The organism is Rhodoferax sp. GW821-FHT02C08 (assembly GCF_059421805.1).
The window spans coordinates 12810-30806 of the sequence record NZ_JBWKVR010000014.1 but is presented as its reverse complement, the minus strand read 5'-3'; the positions used below and the strand labels follow the sequence as shown (position 1 = coordinate 30806).

20 protein-coding genes are annotated in these 17997 nt (G+C 63.7%); 16 read left to right on the top strand and 4 right to left on the bottom strand.

Features of this window, described 5'->3' with window-relative positions; translation table 11 throughout:
- Positions 1-58: 58 nt before the first annotated feature.
- Positions 59-496: a universal stress protein gene (locus AC07VY_RS17070; protein WP_495076749.1), complete on the top strand. Its 438-nt coding sequence runs from the start codon at positions 59-61 to the stop codon at positions 494-496.
- A gap of 159 nt (positions 497-655) precedes the next feature.
- Entirely contained in the window at positions 656-1036 is a 381-nt protein-coding gene (locus tag AC07VY_RS17065) for a hypothetical protein (RefSeq protein ID WP_495076750.1), read from the top strand.
- 40 nt (positions 1037-1076) lie between these two features.
- Here AC07VY_RS17065 and argG read toward each other — a convergent pair whose 3' ends face one another.
- Positions 1077-2426, bottom strand: a complete 1350-nt coding sequence (gene argG / locus AC07VY_RS17060; RefSeq protein WP_495098555.1) for an argininosuccinate synthase — start codon at positions 2424-2426, stop codon at positions 1077-1079.
- 337 nt (positions 2427-2763) lie between these two features.
- On the opposite strand from argG, the gene AC07VY_RS17055 reads away from it, so the two are divergent.
- The 3 genes from AC07VY_RS17055 (at position 2764) to AC07VY_RS17045 (ending at position 4420) form a co-directional block, all read left to right on the top strand.
- The gene (locus AC07VY_RS17055; RefSeq protein WP_495098556.1) at positions 2764-3090 is read left to right on the top strand and encodes a plasmid stabilization protein; all 327 of its coding nucleotides are present in this window, start codon (positions 2764-2766) and stop codon (positions 3088-3090) included.
- Complete coding sequence (locus AC07VY_RS17050) at positions 3087-3617, top strand: CBS domain-containing protein (protein ID WP_495098557.1); 531 nt, start codon at positions 3087-3089, stop codon at positions 3615-3617. The genes AC07VY_RS17055 and AC07VY_RS17050 overlap by 4 nt, the downstream gene beginning before the upstream one ends.
- A 479-nt stretch (positions 3618-4096) precedes the next feature.
- The gene (locus AC07VY_RS17045; protein WP_495098558.1) at positions 4097-4420 is read left to right on the top strand and encodes an alpha/beta fold hydrolase; all 324 of its coding nucleotides are present in this window, start codon (positions 4097-4099) and stop codon (positions 4418-4420) included.
- A 123-nt stretch (positions 4421-4543) separates the two neighbouring features.
- Here AC07VY_RS17045 and AC07VY_RS17040 read toward each other — a convergent pair whose 3' ends face one another.
- The gene (locus AC07VY_RS17040; protein ID WP_495098559.1) at positions 4544-5470 is read right to left on the bottom strand and encodes a LysR family transcriptional regulator; all 927 of its coding nucleotides are present in this window, start codon (positions 5468-5470) and stop codon (positions 4544-4546) included.
- 130 nt (positions 5471-5600) lie between these two features.
- Between AC07VY_RS17040 and AC07VY_RS17035 the strand changes: the two genes are divergently transcribed.
- On the top strand, positions 5601-6005 hold the full coding sequence (locus AC07VY_RS17035; RefSeq protein ID WP_495098560.1) for a RidA family protein: 405 nt from the start codon (positions 5601-5603) through the stop codon (positions 6003-6005).
- A 195-nt stretch (positions 6006-6200) separates the two neighbouring features.
- Here AC07VY_RS17035 and AC07VY_RS17030 read toward each other — a convergent pair whose 3' ends face one another.
- Positions 6201-7091 (bottom strand): LysR family transcriptional regulator, encoded by an 891-nt coding sequence (locus tag AC07VY_RS17030; protein WP_495098561.1) that lies wholly within the window; start codon positions 7089-7091, stop codon positions 6201-6203.
- A 107-nt stretch (positions 7092-7198) separates the two neighbouring features.
- Between AC07VY_RS17030 and AC07VY_RS17025 the strand changes: the two genes are divergently transcribed.
- Positions 7199-8026, top strand: coding sequence for a pirin family protein (locus AC07VY_RS17025; RefSeq protein ID WP_495098562.1), 828 nt, complete (start codon positions 7199-7201; stop codon positions 8024-8026).
- A gap of 70 nt (positions 8027-8096) precedes the next feature.
- Complete coding sequence (locus AC07VY_RS17020; RefSeq protein WP_495098563.1) at positions 8097-8702, top strand: isochorismatase family protein; 606 nt, start codon at positions 8097-8099, stop codon at positions 8700-8702.
- A 29-nt stretch (positions 8703-8731) separates the two neighbouring features.
- Here the strand turns inward: AC07VY_RS17020 and AC07VY_RS17015 are convergent, their stop codons facing one another.
- Positions 8732-9325, bottom strand: a complete 594-nt coding sequence (locus AC07VY_RS17015; RefSeq protein ID WP_495098564.1) for a CBS domain-containing protein — start codon at positions 9323-9325, stop codon at positions 8732-8734.
- A gap of 278 nt (positions 9326-9603) precedes the next feature.
- On the opposite strand from AC07VY_RS17015, the gene AC07VY_RS17010 reads away from it, so the two are divergent.
- The 8 genes from AC07VY_RS17010 to AC07VY_RS16975 all read left to right on the top strand — a co-directional run bounded on the left by AC07VY_RS17010 (position 9604) and on the right by AC07VY_RS16975 (position 17994).
- A complete protein-coding gene (locus tag AC07VY_RS17010; protein ID WP_495076761.1) occupies positions 9604-10242 on the top strand; it encodes a LysE family translocator in 639 nt (212 codons plus the stop codon).
- 133 nt (positions 10243-10375) lie between these two features.
- On the top strand, positions 10376-11383 hold the full coding sequence (locus tag AC07VY_RS17005) for a CE1 family esterase (RefSeq protein ID WP_495098565.1): 1008 nt from the start codon (positions 10376-10378) through the stop codon (positions 11381-11383).
- Between the two features lie 37 nt (positions 11384-11420).
- Entirely contained in the window at positions 11421-11732 is a 312-nt protein-coding gene (locus AC07VY_RS17000; RefSeq protein WP_495098566.1) for a DUF167 domain-containing protein, read from the top strand.
- Between the two features lie 57 nt (positions 11733-11789).
- On the top strand, positions 11790-13913 hold the full coding sequence (locus AC07VY_RS16995; RefSeq protein ID WP_495098567.1) for a protein-disulfide reductase DsbD family protein: 2124 nt from the start codon (positions 11790-11792) through the stop codon (positions 13911-13913).
- Positions 13914-14043: 130 nt separating this feature from the next.
- Entirely contained in the window at positions 14044-15120 is a 1077-nt protein-coding gene (locus AC07VY_RS16990; RefSeq protein WP_495098568.1) for an ABC transporter ATP-binding protein, read from the top strand.
- A gap of 34 nt (positions 15121-15154) precedes the next feature.
- Complete coding sequence (locus tag AC07VY_RS16985) at positions 15155-16309, top strand: ABC transporter substrate-binding protein (protein ID WP_495098569.1); 1155 nt, start codon at positions 15155-15157, stop codon at positions 16307-16309.
- A 12-nt stretch (positions 16310-16321) separates the two neighbouring features.
- Positions 16322-17170 carry an ABC transporter permease gene (locus AC07VY_RS16980; protein ID WP_495098570.1) on the top strand — a complete coding sequence of 283 codons (849 nt, stop codon included), beginning with the start codon at positions 16322-16324 and terminating at the stop codon, positions 17168-17170.
- Complete coding sequence (locus tag AC07VY_RS16975) at positions 17167-17994, top strand: ABC transporter permease (RefSeq protein ID WP_495098571.1); 828 nt, start codon at positions 17167-17169, stop codon at positions 17992-17994. The genes AC07VY_RS16980 and AC07VY_RS16975 overlap by 4 nt, the downstream gene beginning before the upstream one ends.
- The last annotated feature ends 3 nt before the right edge of the window (positions 17995-17997 follow it).

Sequence of the window (17997 nt, the reverse complement as noted above, 5' to 3'; positions counted from 1 at the left end):
AACACCCCAGTCCCCACATAAGACTTATGCTGAAGCCATTCCACTACCGGAGAACGCCATGTACCGCTGCATTCTTGTCGCAACCGATGGGTCCGAACTGTCCCAACTGGCCGTTACCAGCGGCATTGACCTGGCCAGACTGACCGGCGCCCAACTGGTCATCGCGAAGGTCGTGCCAACCTATGCCCGCACCTATTTCGAAGGCTCCATCCCGGTGAGCCTGGACGAAAGCGCCCGCATCGAACAGCAATGGGCCGATGAAGCCCAGGCCGTGGTGGATGCCGCCAAGGCCCTGGCCGATGGCGTCAATACCAAGGCCGTGGTGGTGCGTTCGGACCTGGTGGCCGAGGGTCTGATTGCCGCCGCCACCGAGCACAATGCCGATCTGATCGTGATGGCCTCGCACGGCCGACGCGGTCTGAAACGCCTGCTGCTGGGCAGCGAAACCCAGCAGGTGCTGACGCACTCGCACACCCCGGTGCTGATTCTGCGTTGAAGACACTGCATTGAATAACCATCCAGCGCAGGTACTACCTGCGTCAGTAGCTACCAAATATATAGCAAACACGGAGTCGGGGAATTCCTGGTCCCCGGCTACGCCATGCGCCAGATGCGGCGACACTGGGGGCTTGTTGTGCTCTCAAAGGCTGATGCCATGGCTTTAGGCTGGTTCTCGCTGCTCAAAACCGTTCCCTGGTCCGACGTGATCGCCACCGCCCCGGTGGTGGCCGACGGCGCCAAACGGCTGTGGAAAAGCATGGCCAAAAAACCACCGGTAGTGCCCACCCCGGTGCCGACGGCGGTAGCTGGCGAGCCCACATCGCTCGCCCAGTTGCAAGCACGCGTGGCCGCGCTGGAGCTGGGAGCCGAAGAAATGCGCGCCCAGCTGCGCGTCTCGTCCGAGCTTATCCAGTCACTGGCCGAACAGAACAAGGAGTTGGTGCAAAGGGTGGAGGCGCACCGCGTGCGCCTGCTCTGGGCCAGCACCGGCATAGTTGCCCTGGTGCTGGCGGTCGCCTGGCTGGCGACACGCTAAAACCCTGAAGCCCTGTAAGAAGGGCCAGAAGGGCCGTCGCTTAGACCTTGCCGCCGGGGTTGGCGATCAACGCCACGCCAGCTGCGTCCGAGCCGGTGCCCAGCAGGCCGGCACGGGTGTAGACGCCCAGCTTCTCGCGGGTGTCGGCGATGTCCAGATTGCGCATGGTCAGCTGGCCGATGCGGTCGGCCGGCGTGAAGGCCGCGTCTTCCACTTTTTCCATTGACAGGCGCTCGGGCGCGTAGGTCAGGTTCGGGCTGCTGGTGTCCATGATGGAATAGTCGTTGCCGCGGCGCAGTTCCAAGGTCACTTCGCCGGTAATGGCGCGGGCGATCCAGCGCTGGGCGGTTTCGCGCAGCATCAGGGCTTGCGAGTCGAACCAGCGGCCTTGGTACAGCAGGCGGCCCAGGCGGCGGCCATTGCTGCGGTACTGCTCGATGGTGTCTTCGTTGTGGATGCCGGTGACCAGGCGCTCGTAGGCGATGTGCAGCAGCGCCATGCCGGGGGCTTCGTAGATGCCGCGGCTCTTGGCTTCGATGATGCGGTTCTCGATCTGGTCGCACATGCCCAGGCCGTGGCGGCCACCGATTTCATTGGCGGCATACATCAGGGCCACAGCGTCGGGGTAGGTCTGGCCGTTCAGGGCGACCGGCTGGCCTTCTTCAAAGCGCACGGTGACCGATTCGGCCTTGACCACGCAGTCCTCGCGCCAGAACGGCACGCCCATGATGGGCTTGACGATGTGCATGCCGGCGTTCAGGAATTCCAGGTCCTTGGCTTCATGGGTCGCGCCCAGGATGTTGGAGTCGGTCGAATAGGCCTTCTCTACGCTCATCTTGTAGTCGAAACCGTTGGCCACCAGGTACTCGCTCATCTCCTTGCGGCCACCGAGCTCGTCGATGAACAGCTGGTCCAGCCAGGGCTTGTAGATGCGCAACTCGGGGTTGCACAGCAGACCGTAGCGGTAGAAGCGCTCGATGTCGTTGCCCTTGTAGGTGCTGCCGTCGCCCCAGATGTTCACGCCGTCGTCGCGCATCGCCACCACCAGCGCGGTGCCGGTAACAGCACGGCCCAGCGGCGTGGTGTTGAAGTAGGTGGCACCACCGGTGCTGATGTGGAAGGCGCCGGACTGGATAGCGGCAATGCCTTCGGCCACCAGCTGTGGGCGGCAATCGACCAGGCGGGCCATTTCGGCGCCGTAGGCCAGGGCCTTGCGGGGGATTTCGTCGTAATCGGACTCGTCGGGCTGGCCCAGATTCGCGGTGTAGGCGCAGGGAATGGCGCCCTTGGCGCGCATCCAGTGCACGGCGGCGCTGGTGTCCAGCCCCCCCGAAAACGCGATGCCGACACGTTCGCCAGCGGGGAGTTTTTGCAAAATATTGGCAGCCATGGTGTTCTCTGTGTCAGTGCGAAACCTTCGATGTTAATTGACGCGGGGGATTCCCCTTGCCAGGACGCCATTGCAGTTGGATCTGGATGGGCATGTATTGCTATATTTTTTGCAGCTGCCAGCACAGATAAATATTACGCCCACGGCATATTTGAACCCCGTGCCACCCGCCTGGTGTTTGGCATCTGGGGGCTCGGTGCACCAGTGCGCTGGCTCTGTACATTCACATACAAACACAGTGGTGTTTCGTCACTACCATGGTCCAACGCAGCGCGCAAGGGCAGCACTCTCCGAGACCCGGCCCCAAGCCACTTGCCCCACACACCAAGGATTCGCCATGCCGCAAAAGACCTGGAGCGCAAAACGTGAGCGCCAATACATGCACATCAAGGAGAGCCTGCTGAAACGCGGAAAACCCCAGCCCCTGGCCGAGGAAATTGCCGCACGCGTCGTCAACAAGGAACGCGCGCAACACGGCGAATCCGTCGAGGCCAGCGCCTCGTCACTCAACGATATGCCGGCGGGCCGGCGCGGTGGCTTGCGCTCGCATAAGGGGCCGGGCGGACGTACGCTGCTGCAGCTGCGCAATGAGGCCCGACAGCGCGGCATCAAAGGCCGCTCGACAATGAACAAGGCGCAGCTTGAAGCTGCGTTGGCCCCATGAAAACACTAGCGTCCGTTATGGCCGCAAGCACCGCCCCCGAGAGCCCGCCTGCGGCGGTGGCAGAGGCCCGTACCGTGGCCCCCTTGCTGGTCGGCAGCATCGAATCGGTGGCCCGCTCGCGGCTGCTGACCGTATCACCGGACAGCCAACTGGTCGAAGTGGCCGCGCTGTTGTCCGAGGCGCAAATCAGCACCGTGGTGGTGTGCGATGCCGGGGGAGTCCCCCTGGGCACGATCACGGAGACCATCCTGATCAAGCATCTGGGTTTGGGCCAAGCGAACTTCTTCACCACCCGCGCTGGTGAAGTGATGACGCGTGGGTTCACCACTTGCGCACCAGAAGACTTGCTCTCCGATGTTCTGACCATGATGCATGCACGCGGGCTCATCCACGTGCTGCTGGTGCGCTCGGACGGCAAGCTGCTGGGGGTCGTGAACTCCCGCGACGGACTGCGTGCGCTACTGGCCGCAGGCAACCACGAAGAGGCGCTGCTGCGCGACTATGTAATGGGCGTCGGCTACCAATAAGCCTGTCTTGTCTTCATCGCCCTCGCGCGGTACGCATGCGCGCTCCACCACCCAGGAGACATTCATGCATACAGCCAACAACTCGCCACGCAAGCCCGCCCAGGTCACGGCATTCCCTCGCAAGACCCGGACTCTGCAACGCAAACCGCGCTGGACCCCGAGGAATCGGAGCGCGAAGTCAAGTCCCTGCTGGCCGACGATCTGCAGCGGGTCCTGGACCACTGCGAGTTGCAGGACGTGACGCTGGTGGGCTTCTCGATGGGCGGGGGGCGAGGTGGCCCGCTACATCGCGCGGCATGGCGAATCACGCCTGCACAGCCAGGTGTTTGCCGCTGCCGTGCCGCCCTACCTGATGCAAACGGCCGCCCCCCCCCGATGGTCCGCTCACGCACAAAGCACAACAAAGCAGGAATGCGCTGGAGCGAGACCGCGACGCCTTCTTCGCGCATGTCACCCAGGACTTCTTCTCGGCCCACGGTGTGCTGCAGGTCACAGAGTCGCAGCGCAGCAACGCCATCGCCCTGTGCCACCAGTCGGCGCAGTATGCGGCCTTAGCGTGCATGGACGCCTTCGGCACCACCGACTTCCGCGCAGACCTGCAGCGCATAACCGTGCCAACGCTCGTCATCCATGGCGAGGCAGATGCTATCGTACCCATCGAAGGCGCGGGCCTGCGCACCCACCACGCGGTGCACCATAGCCAGTTGGTAAAAGCGAGCGGTGCACCGCAATGGCTTCAACGTTTCGCACGCGCAAGCGTTCAACGATGCGCTGCTGGCGTTCCTGCGGTTGTGATCGCATAGCCGTGGATAGCTTTGGCACGTGACCACAATTGCCATAAAACACTACTTTTTTAGTAGCATCTTCCACAGGTGGATATTGCGCTAAAGGCTGATTTATCTAAAAACCAGCCCCCAGCGCCATGCTCACGCAACCTGCCGCTCGGCAACAGGCGCATGCTGTTGCATTAGCCCGACGACCCAGTCGATAAACACCCGCAGCTTGCTACTGACATACCGGTTCGGCGGGAAAGCCAGGTAGAGCGGCATCGGGTCCAGGCGCCAGCCCGCAAACAGGGGCACCAGTTCCCCACTTGTCAGGTGCGGCTTGGCCATGTAGTCCGGTAGCCATAGCACGCCCACACCGGCCAGACCGGCCGCCAAGTAGGCATTGCCATCATCCACCGAGAACACGTAGCGGCCTTGCACCTTGACACTCTCGCCGTCGCGGCGCATTGCATAGGGATAGGTCTTGCCACTGCGCGCCCTCAGAAAGCCGACCACGCGGTGGTGCGTGTCCTCCAACTCGCGCGGGTGCCGGGGCGTACCGGCCTGCGCCAAGTAGCTGGGAGCGGCATAAACCCCAAGCTGCAGATCGCCCACCCGACGCGCCACCAGCGACTGGTCGGTGAGTTCGCCGCCGCGCACCACGCAGTCCACGTTCTCGTCGATCATGTCCACCATGCGGTCGCTGACGCCCATGTCGATCTGGATGTCGGGGTATTGGGCGTGGAAGGCCGGCAATGCCGGCACCAACACCATGCGGGCCAGGGGGCTGGGCACATCGACCCGCAGCCGGCCACGCGGCAAGGCGGCGGCGCTGGACAGGCTGGTCTCGGCATCGTCCACGTCGGCCAGGATGCGCAGCACACGCTCGTAATAAGCCGCGCCATCGGCGGTGACGTTGACCTTGCGCGTGGTGCGGTTCAGCAGGCGCACGCGCAGCCGCGCCTCCAGCTGCTGCACCAGCTGCGTCACGCTGGTCTTGCTCATGTGCAGGGTCTCGGCAGCCTTGGTAAAGCTGCCGGTTTCCACCACCCGGGCGAAGGCCTGCATGGCATCAAAACGGTCCATCGCGGCTCCCCCTACGTTGACGCTGCCGATTGTTTGGATTTTACAAACAATGATGGGTGGACTTGCCGGTTTATCCGCCGGCCATGGCGCCCTAAAGTTGCTCCATCTTTTACTCCTTACAAGGACAGCCATGACCCAACGCGACGTTGTTTTCCCACCCGGCCGCCAGGCGCTCTACGAGCGCAACCGCTACTCGCCAGCAGTCCGCTCCAACGGCTTTTTATTCGTTTCAGGCCAAGTGGGCAGCCGCGAAGACGGTTCGCCCGAGCCCGACCTGGAAGCCCAGGTCCGCCTCGCCTTTGATAACCTGAACGCCATCCTGAAAGCCGCCAGCTGCACTTTTGACGACGTGGTGGACGTCACCGTCTTCATCGTCGACCCGGCGTCCAAGTTCGAGACCATCTGGAAGGTGTTCCCCGACTACTGGGGCCAGGCGCCGCACCCGACACTGACCGGTGTCGGCGTGACTTGGCTGTATGGCTTCGACTTCGAGATCAAGGTGATTGCCAAGCTGCCGGAGCCCAATGCAGGCTGATCTGGCGCGGCGGAATCGGAACGGTGCGCGCGAATGAAGTGCCCACCGTTTGGGTCTGCCGTAGCGAGAAGCCGGCAGGCGGTTGGGGCCAATACCGGCCATAGTACCCGTAAGAAGGTTATGACATACGGGCGAAACTTCGTCGCTACGGTTACCTCCGATCGCGAAATTGCTTTCTCCCAATGAGAACCGCGGCTACGCCCGCCCTTCAGCCCGCGAGCCCAGCTGCTCCTGCAGGAATTCAATAAAGCGCTGCGTCTTGGCCGGCAGCAAGCGGGTTTCGGTCAACGCGTAGACCGGTATCGGGTTGCTCTGCCACTGCGGCAAAACCCGGCGCAGGCGGCCTGCCGCCAGCTCGTCCGCAGCGATCTCCCCAGGCAGCAGGATCACGCCCTGGTCCAGTGTGGCCAGCCGGCGCAGCATGCCGATGCTGTTGACCTGCAAGCGCCCGCCGACCTCCACCTCGACGCTTTCTGCCCCCTGGTGCAGCGTCCATGTGCCGACCTTGGGAAAGCCCAAGCACGCGTGCCGCGCCAGGTCGCTGGGGTGCATGGGCTCGCCAGATATCTCCAGGTAGCGCGGCGAGGCATAAGCCTGCACCGAAAGACGGGCCAGCAGGCGGGCAACCAGGCCCGAGTCCTTCAGCTCGCCCATGCGAATGGCCACGTCGAAGGGTTCAGCGACCAGGTCCACGCGGCGGTGCGTGAGGTCTAAATCAAAGCGGATACCGGGGTAGCGACGCCCAAATTCGGCAATCAGCGGCGCCAGGTAGATGGTTGCAAAGTCCACCGGCAGCGACGCGCGCAGCACGCCGCTGGGCTGCGCCAGCATTTCGCCCAATTGCTCGTGGGCGATGCGCGCCTCGTCCACGATGCGCCGGCAGCGCTCGTAGTACAGCTGCCCGGCTTCGGTCAACTCCACCTTGCGGGTGGTGCGGTGCAGCAGGCGCAGGCCAATCGCCTTCTCCAGGGCGCTGATGCGCCGGGACAACGTGGAGTTCGGCACACCCGTGGCGTCGGCCGCGCGGCGAAAGCTGCGCGCCTGGGCGACCTCCACAAACAAGGCCATGTCGTTCAGCATTTCCATCTTGATTACGCCATTTATGGATCAATGATTGCCATTTTTACGTATTTATCTCTTAGAAGGATTAATCGAAGATACACCCATCGCATCCGCACCAGAAGAAATCCACCATGACCATCCCCATCGCCCGCATGCAGCACGCCCACCGGGGGCCGCATTTCCAGGCTTACCGCCTGCATGCCTCTGAAGCTGCACCGCTGGACCCTTTCATGGGCATAGACCATGCCTGGATGGGCGCACCCACGTTTCCGCCGCATCCGCACGCTGGCTTTTCGGCGGTGACGTACTTGTTCCTCGACTCGGAAACCGGTATTGCCAACCGCGACTCGCAGGGCAATCGCACATTGATCGAGCCAGGCGGCCTGCATTGGACCGCCGCTGGCAGCGGCGTGGTGCACGAAGAAAACCCCGCAGTGCCAGAGCGCACCGCGCACCTGCTGCAAATCTTCGTCAACCTGCCGCAGGACCGGCAGAACGCAGCGCCGTTCGCGTTGACGCTGGCCCCGCAGGACGTGCCCGTGGTGCAGCGCCCCGGCGTCCAGGTTCGCGTGCCCTTGGGCAGCTTTGGCGGTCTGCACTCGCCGCTGGCGCCGCCCACCGCAGCCACTTTGCTGGACATCACGCTGGAGGCGGGTGCCGAGCTGGTGCTGCCCGTGCCTGCCGGGCAGCGCGCCTTTTTCATGCCGATCGCGGGCAACTCAGCGCTGGATGGCCAAGGCTTCGGTCTGGACGATCTCGGCGCCCCGATCCTGCCCGTCTACGCCGAGGCCAGGACGCACACGCTAGCCGCCCCAACGGCGCACGCCCAGGTCGCCGTGTTCATCGGCGCACCACTGCACCAAGCTATTTTTTCCAACGGGCCCATGGCTTTTGCGAGCCAACAGGACCTTGTCGCGGCTACCGCCGCTTACCACCGTGGCGATATGGGAAAGCTGTAACAGCTCGCCACCCTTCCCGGGGGCGGGTATTCCACGCGCCCCATTCCATTCACTACCTAGGAGTTACGCCATGAAAGTTGAACGATTCACCGCCGACAACACTGCCTTGCTGCTGATCGACCACCAAGTCGGCACCATGCAACTGATCAAGAACATTGACAAGGAGCTGGCCGCCAAGCAGTCGATTGCTCTGGCCAAGATGGCCAAGATACTCAATATGCCGGTGGTCATCACGTCCAGCCAGGAAACCAACGCCCAGGGCCCGATCCTGCCGGAAATCGCCAACATCCTGCCCGAAGCGCATGCAGCCCGCGTCAAGCGCCCCGGTGTGGTGAATGCCTGGGCCTACGCCGACTTCCACAACGCGGTGCTTGCAACCGGCCGCAAAAACCTGATCATGGCTGGCGTCACCACCGACGTGTGCCTGATCTTCCCAGCTATTGATGCCGCGCTAGAAGGTTTCAACGTGCAGGCCGTGATAGATGCATCAGGCTCCCCCAGCGACTTGTCCGAAGAGTTTTCGCGCCAGCGCATGCACGACTCGGGCGTGGTGCTGACCGCTACCAACACGCTGATGGCGGAGATTGCGCAGGACTGGTCCACACCAGCCGGACAACAGCTGATCACCCTACTGTTCACCGATGTGTTCCCAGCCCTGGGTGCTGGCATCGTCTAAGGCTCGCGTCGCGCTGCGACGCGCGACTATCAATGCCCCGCCAGCACCTGCTCCAACTCGGAAAAGGTCTGTGCCATGGCCGTCACCGGCAAGGGGTGGCCCAGCTGGCGCTCGACCTGGGTTTGCGACACCAGGCCGCGGATGCGCGGGGTGCGGTCGGCGGTGTCGGAATCAATCACCAACAAGTGCGGGCGGCCGCGCTGTACCAGCGTGGCCACCACCTGCTCCACGGTAGAGCGCTGCAGCGCCGCGAAGGTGATGGCGTCGATCTCGGACAGCGGCGTCATCACGTCAGCCGCGGTCAGGTCTTCGTGCTTGATCTGGCGTTGGTGCACCAGGCGCATGGGTTTGTCACCGGCAATGTCGGCCGATGTCAGGATGCCGTCCACCGAGGGCATGTCGGACACCACGAACAGTAGGCGCACGCCCTGGTAGATCATTTTCAGTTCGGACTGGTCCAGTGAGGTTTGCGGCTGCACCGTGGCGGCGCGGATCTGCGCCAGGTCGGTAAACACTTCCATGGCGGGCGACTCCAACGTCACCGGGCCGTGCTGCGGGGGCTGGACCTGAACGATATGCGTACCTGCGGGGAAGCGGAATGTGGGGAGAGAGCCGTCTGACATGGGAACCTTTCAAAACCGCACCCTGTGTTGTGTCTGCGGCGCTGTACGTCTGCCAGATGCTGGTTGCTACGGGTGCCATAAAGCTGCAACCGACTCCGTTATAGGCCTGTCTCTGCAGGGCCACAAGGGGTTTTACTAGGGTTAACCCTCAATTTACCTGCGCTTTGCAATGCCCTCCCGAAACCTGGCTTTTCAGGCAACTAATACACAGCGCGGGACCCTACCAAACAACCAAATCGGGTAGATTCCATGCTCCCGCATGTTCGCTCAAGCCCACCATGACCACGACCACCTGGCTACTTTTCATCACCATTTCCCTGGTTACCGCCTTCACTCCCGGCCCGGCCGTGTTATTGGCGGTGTCCAACACCATCGCCTGGGGCTTGCGCAAGACGCTGCTAGGCAGCTCGGTGGGTAGCGCGATCGGGGTCTTTACGGTGTCTGGCATTGCCATGGCAGGGCTGGGCACCTTGCTGCATACCTCGGCTTGGCTGTTTGCCGGGTTGAAGACCGCCGGCGCGCTGTATCTGATGTACCTGGGCTACCGCCAATGGACTAATCCCGGCTCGGTGTTCAGCAAAGCCGCCCAGGCCCAGGCACAGCAACACAAGTCCCGCTTTGCGCTGGCCCGCCAGGGCCTGCTGGTGTCGCTGACCAACCCCAAGAGCATTTTGTTCTTCACCGCGCTGTTTCCACAATTCCTGCGCCTGGACGCCCCCATGCTGCCGCAATTTCTGGAGCTGACCAGCGTATTTACCGCCTGCGCTTTGTCTTCACACGTGGTCTATTCGCTAATGGCCACACGCTTGCAGGGCTGGTTCTCCACCCCTCGCCGCGCCCAGGTGTTCAACCGCGTCACCGGCGGCGCCTTTGGCCTGCTGGGTCTGGGGCTGCTAAGGCTGAAGAACCCGAACTGAGCGGGCTGGCTGCGGGCCGCACAGCGGGCCGCGCATGCTACAAGCGTGTCATATTTCGTCACGCAACGTAGCGTCGCGGGCTGGCCGGCATTTGCACAATCGTGGTTCCACTCGTGACCACGGATTGACGACCATGCCCAAACCCCTCTTCTCCCACATACGGCTCCAGTCAGCGGCGCGCAGCACGGTGCTGGCTACGCTGACCACCCTCGCGGCCTGCGGCGGTGGCAGCGGAGATACATCCAGCAGCCCCACCACGGTAGACGCAGAGAAGCTGCAGCAGACCACAGTCAGTGGCTTTCCGCATGCGGTGGACATCTACAAGCCGGTGGGCGCCACGCGGGCCATCGTGGCGCTGCATGGTGGCGGCGGCAACAAGACGGCCATCGCCTACCAGCTGGGGTTGAACAGCACGGCCGACAGCGCCAGCAACACCACCATCAACTGGGCCTGGCTGCAAGCCCACCATGTCATGTTGGTGCTGCCCCAGGGCCAGCACATAGACGGACAGGAGGGCGCCACCACCTGGACCAACTACGCCATGCGGTCAGGCCAGGATGACAAGGCTTTTCTGCAGGCCCTGGCGGCGCAAATACGCAGCGACTACGGCATCGACACCATCACGCTGATGGGGCACTCCATGGGCGGGGTGATGACCAACCGCATGTGGTGCGAATCACCCAGCACCTTTTCCAGCTATGTGTCGCTGGCCGGCCCGGCGTCCACCACCTTCAACCGGCCGGCCACCCCGTGCCAGCCGGGCAGCGCCGCCAAACCCTATATGGGCATCATCGGCGACAGCGACGAGGTGATGCAGACCACCGGCGTCTGGACTGCGCCCAGCTGGACCATCAACCCGGCGGTCGTGCTCGCTTCGCTGCCGGCCTGGGACAACAACACCGTCATCGCCGAAATGCTGCAGCAGCAAACCCGCACTACGCTGCTGTGCGGGCAGACGCTCAATGCCAACAACTACAGCACCAGCGGCAATATCGACAGCTGGACCAGTTGCGGTGGCCGGCTGGTACTGAAGCGGGTGCACGGCGCAGAACACGGCGTGGCATCCATCAACACCCAAATGAACAGCAGCAACCCCACCCAGGTGATGGACACCGTGGCCAGCTTTATTGAAGGGCTCTGAGCCAGCCAAGGAGTCTAGGCCGGCCTAAAATCCGGCCATGCAGCAGCCCCGCAACACCACCGGCGACAGCTTCTTCGCCTGGGACGGAGACGTGCTGATCCTGAACGTCCTCGGCAAGCCCGCCGCCAGCAAGGATGCGATTGGCAAACCCAAGGGCACGCAGCTGAAGATCAGCGTCACAGCCGCCCCCAAGAACGGCAAGGCCACCGACCATATGGTGCGCTTTCTGGCACCGCTGTTCGGCGTGGCGGTGGCCGATATCGAGGTGGTGTTTGGCCAGGAAAACGTCAACAAACAGCTGCGCATCAAAGCCCCCAAGAAACTGCCGCCAGTATTCGGCGCGGACTAGCCCCCCGGAACTTTGCCGGGGCGCACAGGCTCCGACCCGGCATACTCTGGCCCCACCATGCTGCATCGCTTCCTCACCGCTCTTATTTTCATAGCTTCCGGCGCAATACCTATCTGCGCAAACGCCCAAAAATCCATAGTAAGCACCGAACAGGTTCGCGCCGAGCTGGTGGCCCATGCCCCCCAGGGTGCAGTGCCTGGCCAACCGGTCTGGGTCGGCCTGCAGATCAGCCACCAGCCCGAATGGCACACCTACTGGAAGAACGCCGGCGACTCCGGCCTGCCCACCACACTGAGCTGGACCCTGCCACCCGGCGTGACGGCGGGCGACATCGCCTGGCCGCTGCCGCACAAGATTCCGGTGGGCACGTTGGCCAACTACGGCTACGAGGGCACGGTGCTGCTGCCGGTGCCGCTGACCATCACCCCGGCCTTCAAGCCCTCGCTGCTGGCCAGCGACCTGGAGGTCAAGCTGCACGCCGCCTGGCTGGTGTGCCGCAAGGAATGCATTCCGCAGGAAGGCGACTTTGTGCTGAAGATCCCGGTGAGAAGCTCCATTGGCCTGAACGCCGCCGCCTTTGACGCCGCGCATGCCGCCCAGCCCGAACCGTTGGTAGGGCGCAGCAACGTGGTGGTCAAGGGCAACACCCTGCGCGTCAGCGTGACCGACCTGCCGCCCGAAATACGCGGCAAGACGCTGCAGCTGTTCCCCGAAACCCCGGAGATCACCGAAACCGCCGCCGAGCCCACCCAAAACTGGGAAGGCGATGTGTGGACTGCCGACGTGCCCCTGTCCGCCCAGCGCAGCCAAAGCCCGGACGAGATGCCGCTGGTACTGGTAACGGCCGACGGCGAGCCGCGCCGGGGCTTTCGCACACTGGCCAATGTGAGCGGCCGCTGGCCGGCCGTGGCCGCCGTACCCACCGTGTCGCCCGCCCTGAGCGCCGCCTTGCAGGCGAACAGCGCGGCATCGCAAATCCCCACCGCCCCCAGCCTGACCTGGGGCGCGGCCCTGCTGGGTGCGCTGCTAGGGGGCTTGATACTGAACCTGATGCCCTGCGTGTTCCCGGTGCTAGCCATCAAGGTTATGGGCTTTGCGCAGCACGCCGGTGACCGCCGGGGCCACCGCGTGGACGGCCTGGCCTATAGCGCCGGCGTGGTGCTGTCCTTTCTGGCGCTGGGCGGCCTGATGCTGGCCCTGCGTGCGGGCGGCGAGCAGCTGGGCTGGGGCTTTCAACTGCAGTCGCCGGCCGTGGTGGCGGCGCTGGCCGTGCTGTTCACCGTGGTCGGGCTGAACCTGGCCGGGCTCTTCGAATTTGGCCAGTTCCTGCCCAGCCGCGTGGTGACGCTGCAGGCGCGCAATCCGGCGCTGAACGCATTTTTGTCCGGCGTGCTAGCGGTGGCCGTGGCCTCGCCCTGCACCGCGCCCTTCATGGGGGCTTCGCTGGGCTTTGCCGTGGGCTTGCCCGCCGTGCAGGCGCTGCCGGTGTTCGCCATCATGGGTCTGGGCATGGCCCTGCCCTACTTGGCCGCCAGCCTGAGCCCGGCCGTGGCACGGCTGCTGCCACGCCCCGGCGCCTGGATGCAAACCCTGCGCAGGCTGCTGGCGATTCCCATGCTGGCCACGGTGGCCTGGCTGGTCTGGGTGCTGGCCCAGCAAAGCGGCATGGCGGGCGCCGCCAGCCTGCTGGCGCTACTGGCCGGGGTGGCGGTGGTGCTGTGGACGCTGCGCCAGAAAAACACCACATACGCTATGGTTTCGATAGCTGCTACCGCAGTATTAGCCTTCGCTATCGGCCACAACATTACACAACTGGCGCCTCCTGTCCGCGCCCTTGCCGATGGCCGCTGGCAAGCCTGGGAGCCGGGCCGGGTCGAGCAGACCCTGGCCGCCGGCCAGCCAGTGATGGTGGACTTCAGCGCCGCCTGGTGCATCACTTGCCAATACAACGAGCGCACCACCCTGGCCCACCCCGCCGTACTGGCCGACCTGGACGCCAAAAACGTGCAGCTGCTGCGCGCCGACTGGACCCGGCGCGACCCGGCCATCACCGCCGCCCTGGGCCAGCTGGGCCGCAACGGCGTGCCGGTGTATGTGCTGTACAAGCCCGGCACCGCGCCGCAGGTGCTGTCGGAGGTGCTGAACGTGGACGACTTGCGCGCGGCTATCGCCCAGCTGTAGATGTAGCTGCAGCACCCGGCAGGCCTTGTCACGGGACTGTCACTGATAAAGGGTTTTCCCGTCACGCAAGAGTCATGTTTTGTGGATATCGTTTGCTGTAGTCAAACGACGTCCGACAAAGAAGCCCGCTGTGAACCCGATTATTTCCGTGCGCGGCCTCCGCGTAGCCTATGGCGCGAACGAAGTGCTCAAAGGCATTGACCTGGATATTGAACCGGGCAGTTTCGTGGCCCTGCTGGGCGCGTCGGGCTGCGGCAAGACCACGCTGTTGCGCACCCTGTCGGGCTTCAACCCCGTCAAGGCGGGCAGCATCACCGTCAAGGGCCAGGACATCCTGCACGAACCGCCCGAGCGCCGTGGCATGGCGATGGTGTTCCAGTCGTACGCGCTGTGGTCACACATGAGCGTGGCGCAAAACATTGGCTACGGCCTGAAGCTGCGCCGCGTGCCGCGCGCCGAGATCCAGCAACGCGTAGACAAGCTGCTGCAAATGCTGGGCCTGCAAGGCTTTGGTGCGCGCGGCGTAGGCGAGCTGTCCGGCGGGCAGCGCCAGCGCGTGGCCCTGGGCCGCGCCCTGGCGGTGGAGCCTGAAATCTTGCTGCTGGACGAGCCGCTGTCCAATCTGGACGCCGGCATACGCCTGCAGATGCGCCACGAGATCCGATCCATCCAACGCGCGCTGGGCGTCACCGCCATCCTGGTCACGCACGACCGCGAAGAAGCCATGGTGATGGCCGACCAGGTGGTGGTACTGGAGCAGGGCCGCATCGCCCAGATCGGCGCCCCGGAAGACGTATACCAGCGCCCGCAAACACCGTACGTGGCGACCTTCATGGGGGCCGACAACACCATCCACTGTGAAGCCCAAGCCGACAACAGCGGCGTACAGCTGCGTGTGCCGCGCGTACCGCAAGCCCAGGTGTGGTGCGCTGCCAGCATGCCGGTGCATGGCCCGGCGCAAGTGCATTTCCGCAGCGAAATGGCGAGCCTCGGCGCGCCCGACGCGCAGGCCGATGACAGCCTGCAGATCCCCGGCCGCATCCACCAGGTGAGCTACTTGGGCGGCGGCTACCGTTGCGAAATCACGACCGAATGCGGCGCATTCTTCATCGACCACCCGCGCCCCATGGCGAACGGCGACACCGTCACCGTTTGCATTCCCGCCCACGCGCTGCACATCTACCCACGTGCCTCGGCACAGGCCTGAGCCCCTTTTTTTTATTGCTACACAGGAGCACTCCATGCCACTACTTCGCCGCACACTCGCTGCCTCCATTGCCCTGGCGCTGGGCACTTTGACCCTGGGCGCACAGGCCCAGACCACCACGCTGCATGTGATCAGCGGCGGCTCGCAGAACATGGTGGACTACGTGACCGACTACCTGGGCCCGCTGTTCGAGAAGCTGAACCCCGGCGTCAAGGTCAGCGTCGTCGGCACCGGCCCGGACGATGCCGGTTCGCAAAAGATGATGGAAAAACTGCAGGCCCAGAAAGCTGCTGGCGCCGCCACCTGGGACACCGACGTGATCGTGCCCAATCAGCAAAAAACCGGCGAAATGGTGCGTGACGGCCTGCTACTGAAATACCGAGACAGCATCCCCACCGGCAAGTACGCCGTCAGCCAATCTGCAAAGCAGGCCCTGGGCGTGAATGTGGACGGCTATGTGATGCCCATGTTTGAAAGCCAAACCGCGCTGGCCTACAACCCCGATCTGATCAAGACCCCGCCCGCTTCCTATGACGAGCTGCGTGCCTTTGTGGCCAAGAACCCCAAGAGCTTTGGCTACAACGGCCTGAAGGGCGGTATGTCGGGCGTGGCCTTTGTGGTGGGCTGGATGTATGCCTACGGCGGCAACCCCGAGACCGTGCAGCAGGGCCCGTACGACGGCAAGTCGCCTGCCGGCTGGAAGAAGGCTTTCGCCGACCTGAAAAGCTTCAACCAGCAAGTAGTGTTCACGCCAGGCAACGCCGGCACGCTGGACATGTTGAACCGTGGCGAAATCGCCATGGGCCCCGTGTGGGTAGATATGTTCCAAAGCTGGAAGGCCGAGGGCCGCCTGGCACCCAACATGAAGCTGAAAATCCTGTCGCCCGGCATGCCTGGCCAGCCCTACTACTACGCCATCCCGGCCAAGGCGAAGAACGTGGAACTGGCCAAGAAATTCATCGCCCTGGCCACCAGCCCGCAAGTGCAGGCCGACGGCATTGTGCGGCGCTTCAACTGGTACCCGGGCATTGACGCTAATGTGGTCAAACCCGTACTGGACCCCAAGATCTGGAACCAGCTGTTCGTGGACGTAACCCCGGCCGACCTGGCACGCAATGGCAAGCCCTTCCCGCTGGCGCCTTATTTCAAGGACCTGCGCGAGCAGTACGAAGCCCAGGTACAGAACTAAGCACGCCAAGCGATGCGCCGCAGACCTTCCGAACTTTTGTCCGCCCTGACCCTGCTGCTGCCCGCCTTGGTGATGGTGGGTCTGCTGTTTGTCTACCCGCTGGTGTTTTCACTCACCTATGCCTTCCGTAATGAAGGCACGGGCGGCTGGGACCTGGGCAATTTCTCCAAGGCCTTTGCACTGTATGGTGGCGATATCACACTGACCGCCGCCGTCACCGTGCTGTCTACCGCGCTGGTGGGCGTGCTGGCAGTAGCCATTGCGGGCTATCTCACGCTGGGTGAAAACCGGCGCGCGGTAGCTGCGCTGCGCTGGATTTACCGCTGGCCACTGTTCATTCCTTTTGTGGTGGCGGCCCAGCTGATGCGCACCTTTCTGGCCAAGAACGGCATGCTGAACAACGCACTGATGGCGGCGGGCCTGGTGGAGCCGCTAAATGCCATGAGCCTGCTGGACTGGCGTGGCGTGGTGGTCACCTTTGTGTGGAAGCAGCTGCCGTTTGCCGCGCTGCTGATCAGCGGAGCCATGGCCTCCATGGACCGGTCCATGATCGAGTCGGCGCGTGGCCTGGGTGCAGGGCGGCTGCGCATCCTGCTGGAAATCGTGCTGCCGCAGGTGATGTCCACCGTGTGGGTCAGTCTGATCTTGTCTTTTGTGACCATGCTGTCGGCGCTGTCGGTGCCGATGATGATCATCGCCGGCTCGCCCACGCTGCTGACGGTGGACATGGCCTGGCGCGTCAACTCCTATGGCGACTACGGCGTAGCCAACGCGCTGGGCTTTGTGGCATTTGCGATGAGCGGAGTGGCCGCGTGGTTCTATCTGCGCCAAGGTCTGCGCACGGGCGGGCAACCCAAATGAAGCTCAGCCATTCCCGCACCCCGGACTTCGTGGGCACGCTGCTGCAGGTGCTACTCATTGGCCTGCTAGCAATTGCCGTGTTCGGCCCGCTGCTGAACATGCTGATCTGGACCGTGACCGAAGCCTGGTACTTCCCGGCCAAGCTGCCGGTACGCTGGGGCTTTGCCTTCTGGAACAAGGTGTTCCGCCCCGAAGCCGGAGCCATGCGTGCACTGACCACCAGCCTGCTGATAGCGGTGCTGACGGTGCTACTGAGCCTGGCGGTGGCCATTCCCGCCGGTTACGCCTTGTCCAAACGCACGCTGCCGTTTCGCAACTTGTTTTTGCTGTTTTTTCTGCTGCCGCAGGCCTTCCCTACGGTGGCGGTGCACATGAATATCGCGCGCATCTTCTACGGTCTGGGCCTGACCGGCACCATCTGGGGCGTCATGCTGGTGCATGCCATACAGGGTCTGGTGTTCGCCGTGTGGATCGCCTCGGCCTCATTCGCCGCAATCCACCAGGAACAGGTGGAAGCCGCGCGCAACCTGGGTGCATCTCCGCTGCGCGCCTTCCTGACTGTGACCCTGCCTCTGGCGGCACCCGGGCTGATGGCCAGCGCCATCTTCGTATTCCTGATCTCGCTGGACGAGTTCTCGGGCACCTTCTTCGTCGGCGTGCCGGATGTGCACACCCTGCCGCTGACCATGCTGAACGCGGCCATGGAAGGCAACTACCAGATCGCATCCATCACCGCACTCTTGCTGCTGGTGCCATCGGTACTGTTCATGCTGTTTGTGGAGCGTTTCCTGAAGGCCGATGTGCTGGCGGGCGTGGGGAAATAAGCC

Excerpts from the sequence above, each read along its gene's own strand:
- AC07VY_RS17070 (WP_495076749.1), top strand. The coding sequence starts at position 59 with ATGTACCGCTGCATTCTTGTCGCAACCGATGGGTCCGAACTGTCCCAA.
- AC07VY_RS17065 (WP_495076750.1), top strand. The coding sequence starts at position 656 with ATGGCTTTAGGCTGGTTCTCGCTGCTCAAAACCGTTCCCTGGTCCGAC.
- argG (WP_495098555.1), bottom strand. The coding sequence starts at position 2,426 with ATGGCTGCCAATATTTTGCAAAAACTCCCCGCTGGCGAACGTGTCGGC.
- AC07VY_RS17055 (WP_495098556.1), top strand. The coding sequence starts at position 2,764 with ATGCCGCAAAAGACCTGGAGCGCAAAACGTGAGCGCCAATACATGCAC.
- AC07VY_RS17050 (WP_495098557.1), top strand. The coding sequence starts at position 3,087 with ATGAAAACACTAGCGTCCGTTATGGCCGCAAGCACCGCCCCCGAGAGC.
- AC07VY_RS17040 (WP_495098559.1), bottom strand. The coding sequence starts at position 5,470 with ATGGACCGTTTTGATGCCATGCAGGCCTTCGCCCGGGTGGTGGAAACC.
- AC07VY_RS17035 (WP_495098560.1), top strand. The coding sequence starts at position 5,601 with ATGACCCAACGCGACGTTGTTTTCCCACCCGGCCGCCAGGCGCTCTAC.
- AC07VY_RS17030 (WP_495098561.1), bottom strand. The coding sequence starts at position 7,091 with ATGGAAATGCTGAACGACATGGCCTTGTTTGTGGAGGTCGCCCAGGCG.
- AC07VY_RS17025 (WP_495098562.1), top strand. The coding sequence starts at position 7,199 with ATGACCATCCCCATCGCCCGCATGCAGCACGCCCACCGGGGGCCGCAT.
- AC07VY_RS17020 (WP_495098563.1), top strand. The coding sequence starts at position 8,097 with ATGAAAGTTGAACGATTCACCGCCGACAACACTGCCTTGCTGCTGATC.
- AC07VY_RS17015 (WP_495098564.1), bottom strand. The coding sequence starts at position 9,325 with ATGTCAGACGGCTCTCTCCCCACATTCCGCTTCCCCGCAGGTACGCAT.
- AC07VY_RS17010 (WP_495076761.1), top strand. The coding sequence starts at position 9,604 with ATGACCACGACCACCTGGCTACTTTTCATCACCATTTCCCTGGTTACC.
- AC07VY_RS17005 (WP_495098565.1), top strand. The coding sequence starts at position 10,376 with ATGCCCAAACCCCTCTTCTCCCACATACGGCTCCAGTCAGCGGCGCGC.
- AC07VY_RS17000 (WP_495098566.1), top strand. The coding sequence starts at position 11,421 with ATGCAGCAGCCCCGCAACACCACCGGCGACAGCTTCTTCGCCTGGGAC.
- AC07VY_RS16995 (WP_495098567.1), top strand. The coding sequence starts at position 11,790 with ATGCTGCATCGCTTCCTCACCGCTCTTATTTTCATAGCTTCCGGCGCA.
- AC07VY_RS16985 (WP_495098569.1), top strand. The coding sequence starts at position 15,155 with ATGCCACTACTTCGCCGCACACTCGCTGCCTCCATTGCCCTGGCGCTG.
- AC07VY_RS16980 (WP_495098570.1), top strand. The coding sequence starts at position 16,322 with ATGCGCCGCAGACCTTCCGAACTTTTGTCCGCCCTGACCCTGCTGCTG.
- AC07VY_RS16975 (WP_495098571.1), top strand. The coding sequence starts at position 17,167 with ATGAAGCTCAGCCATTCCCGCACCCCGGACTTCGTGGGCACGCTGCTG.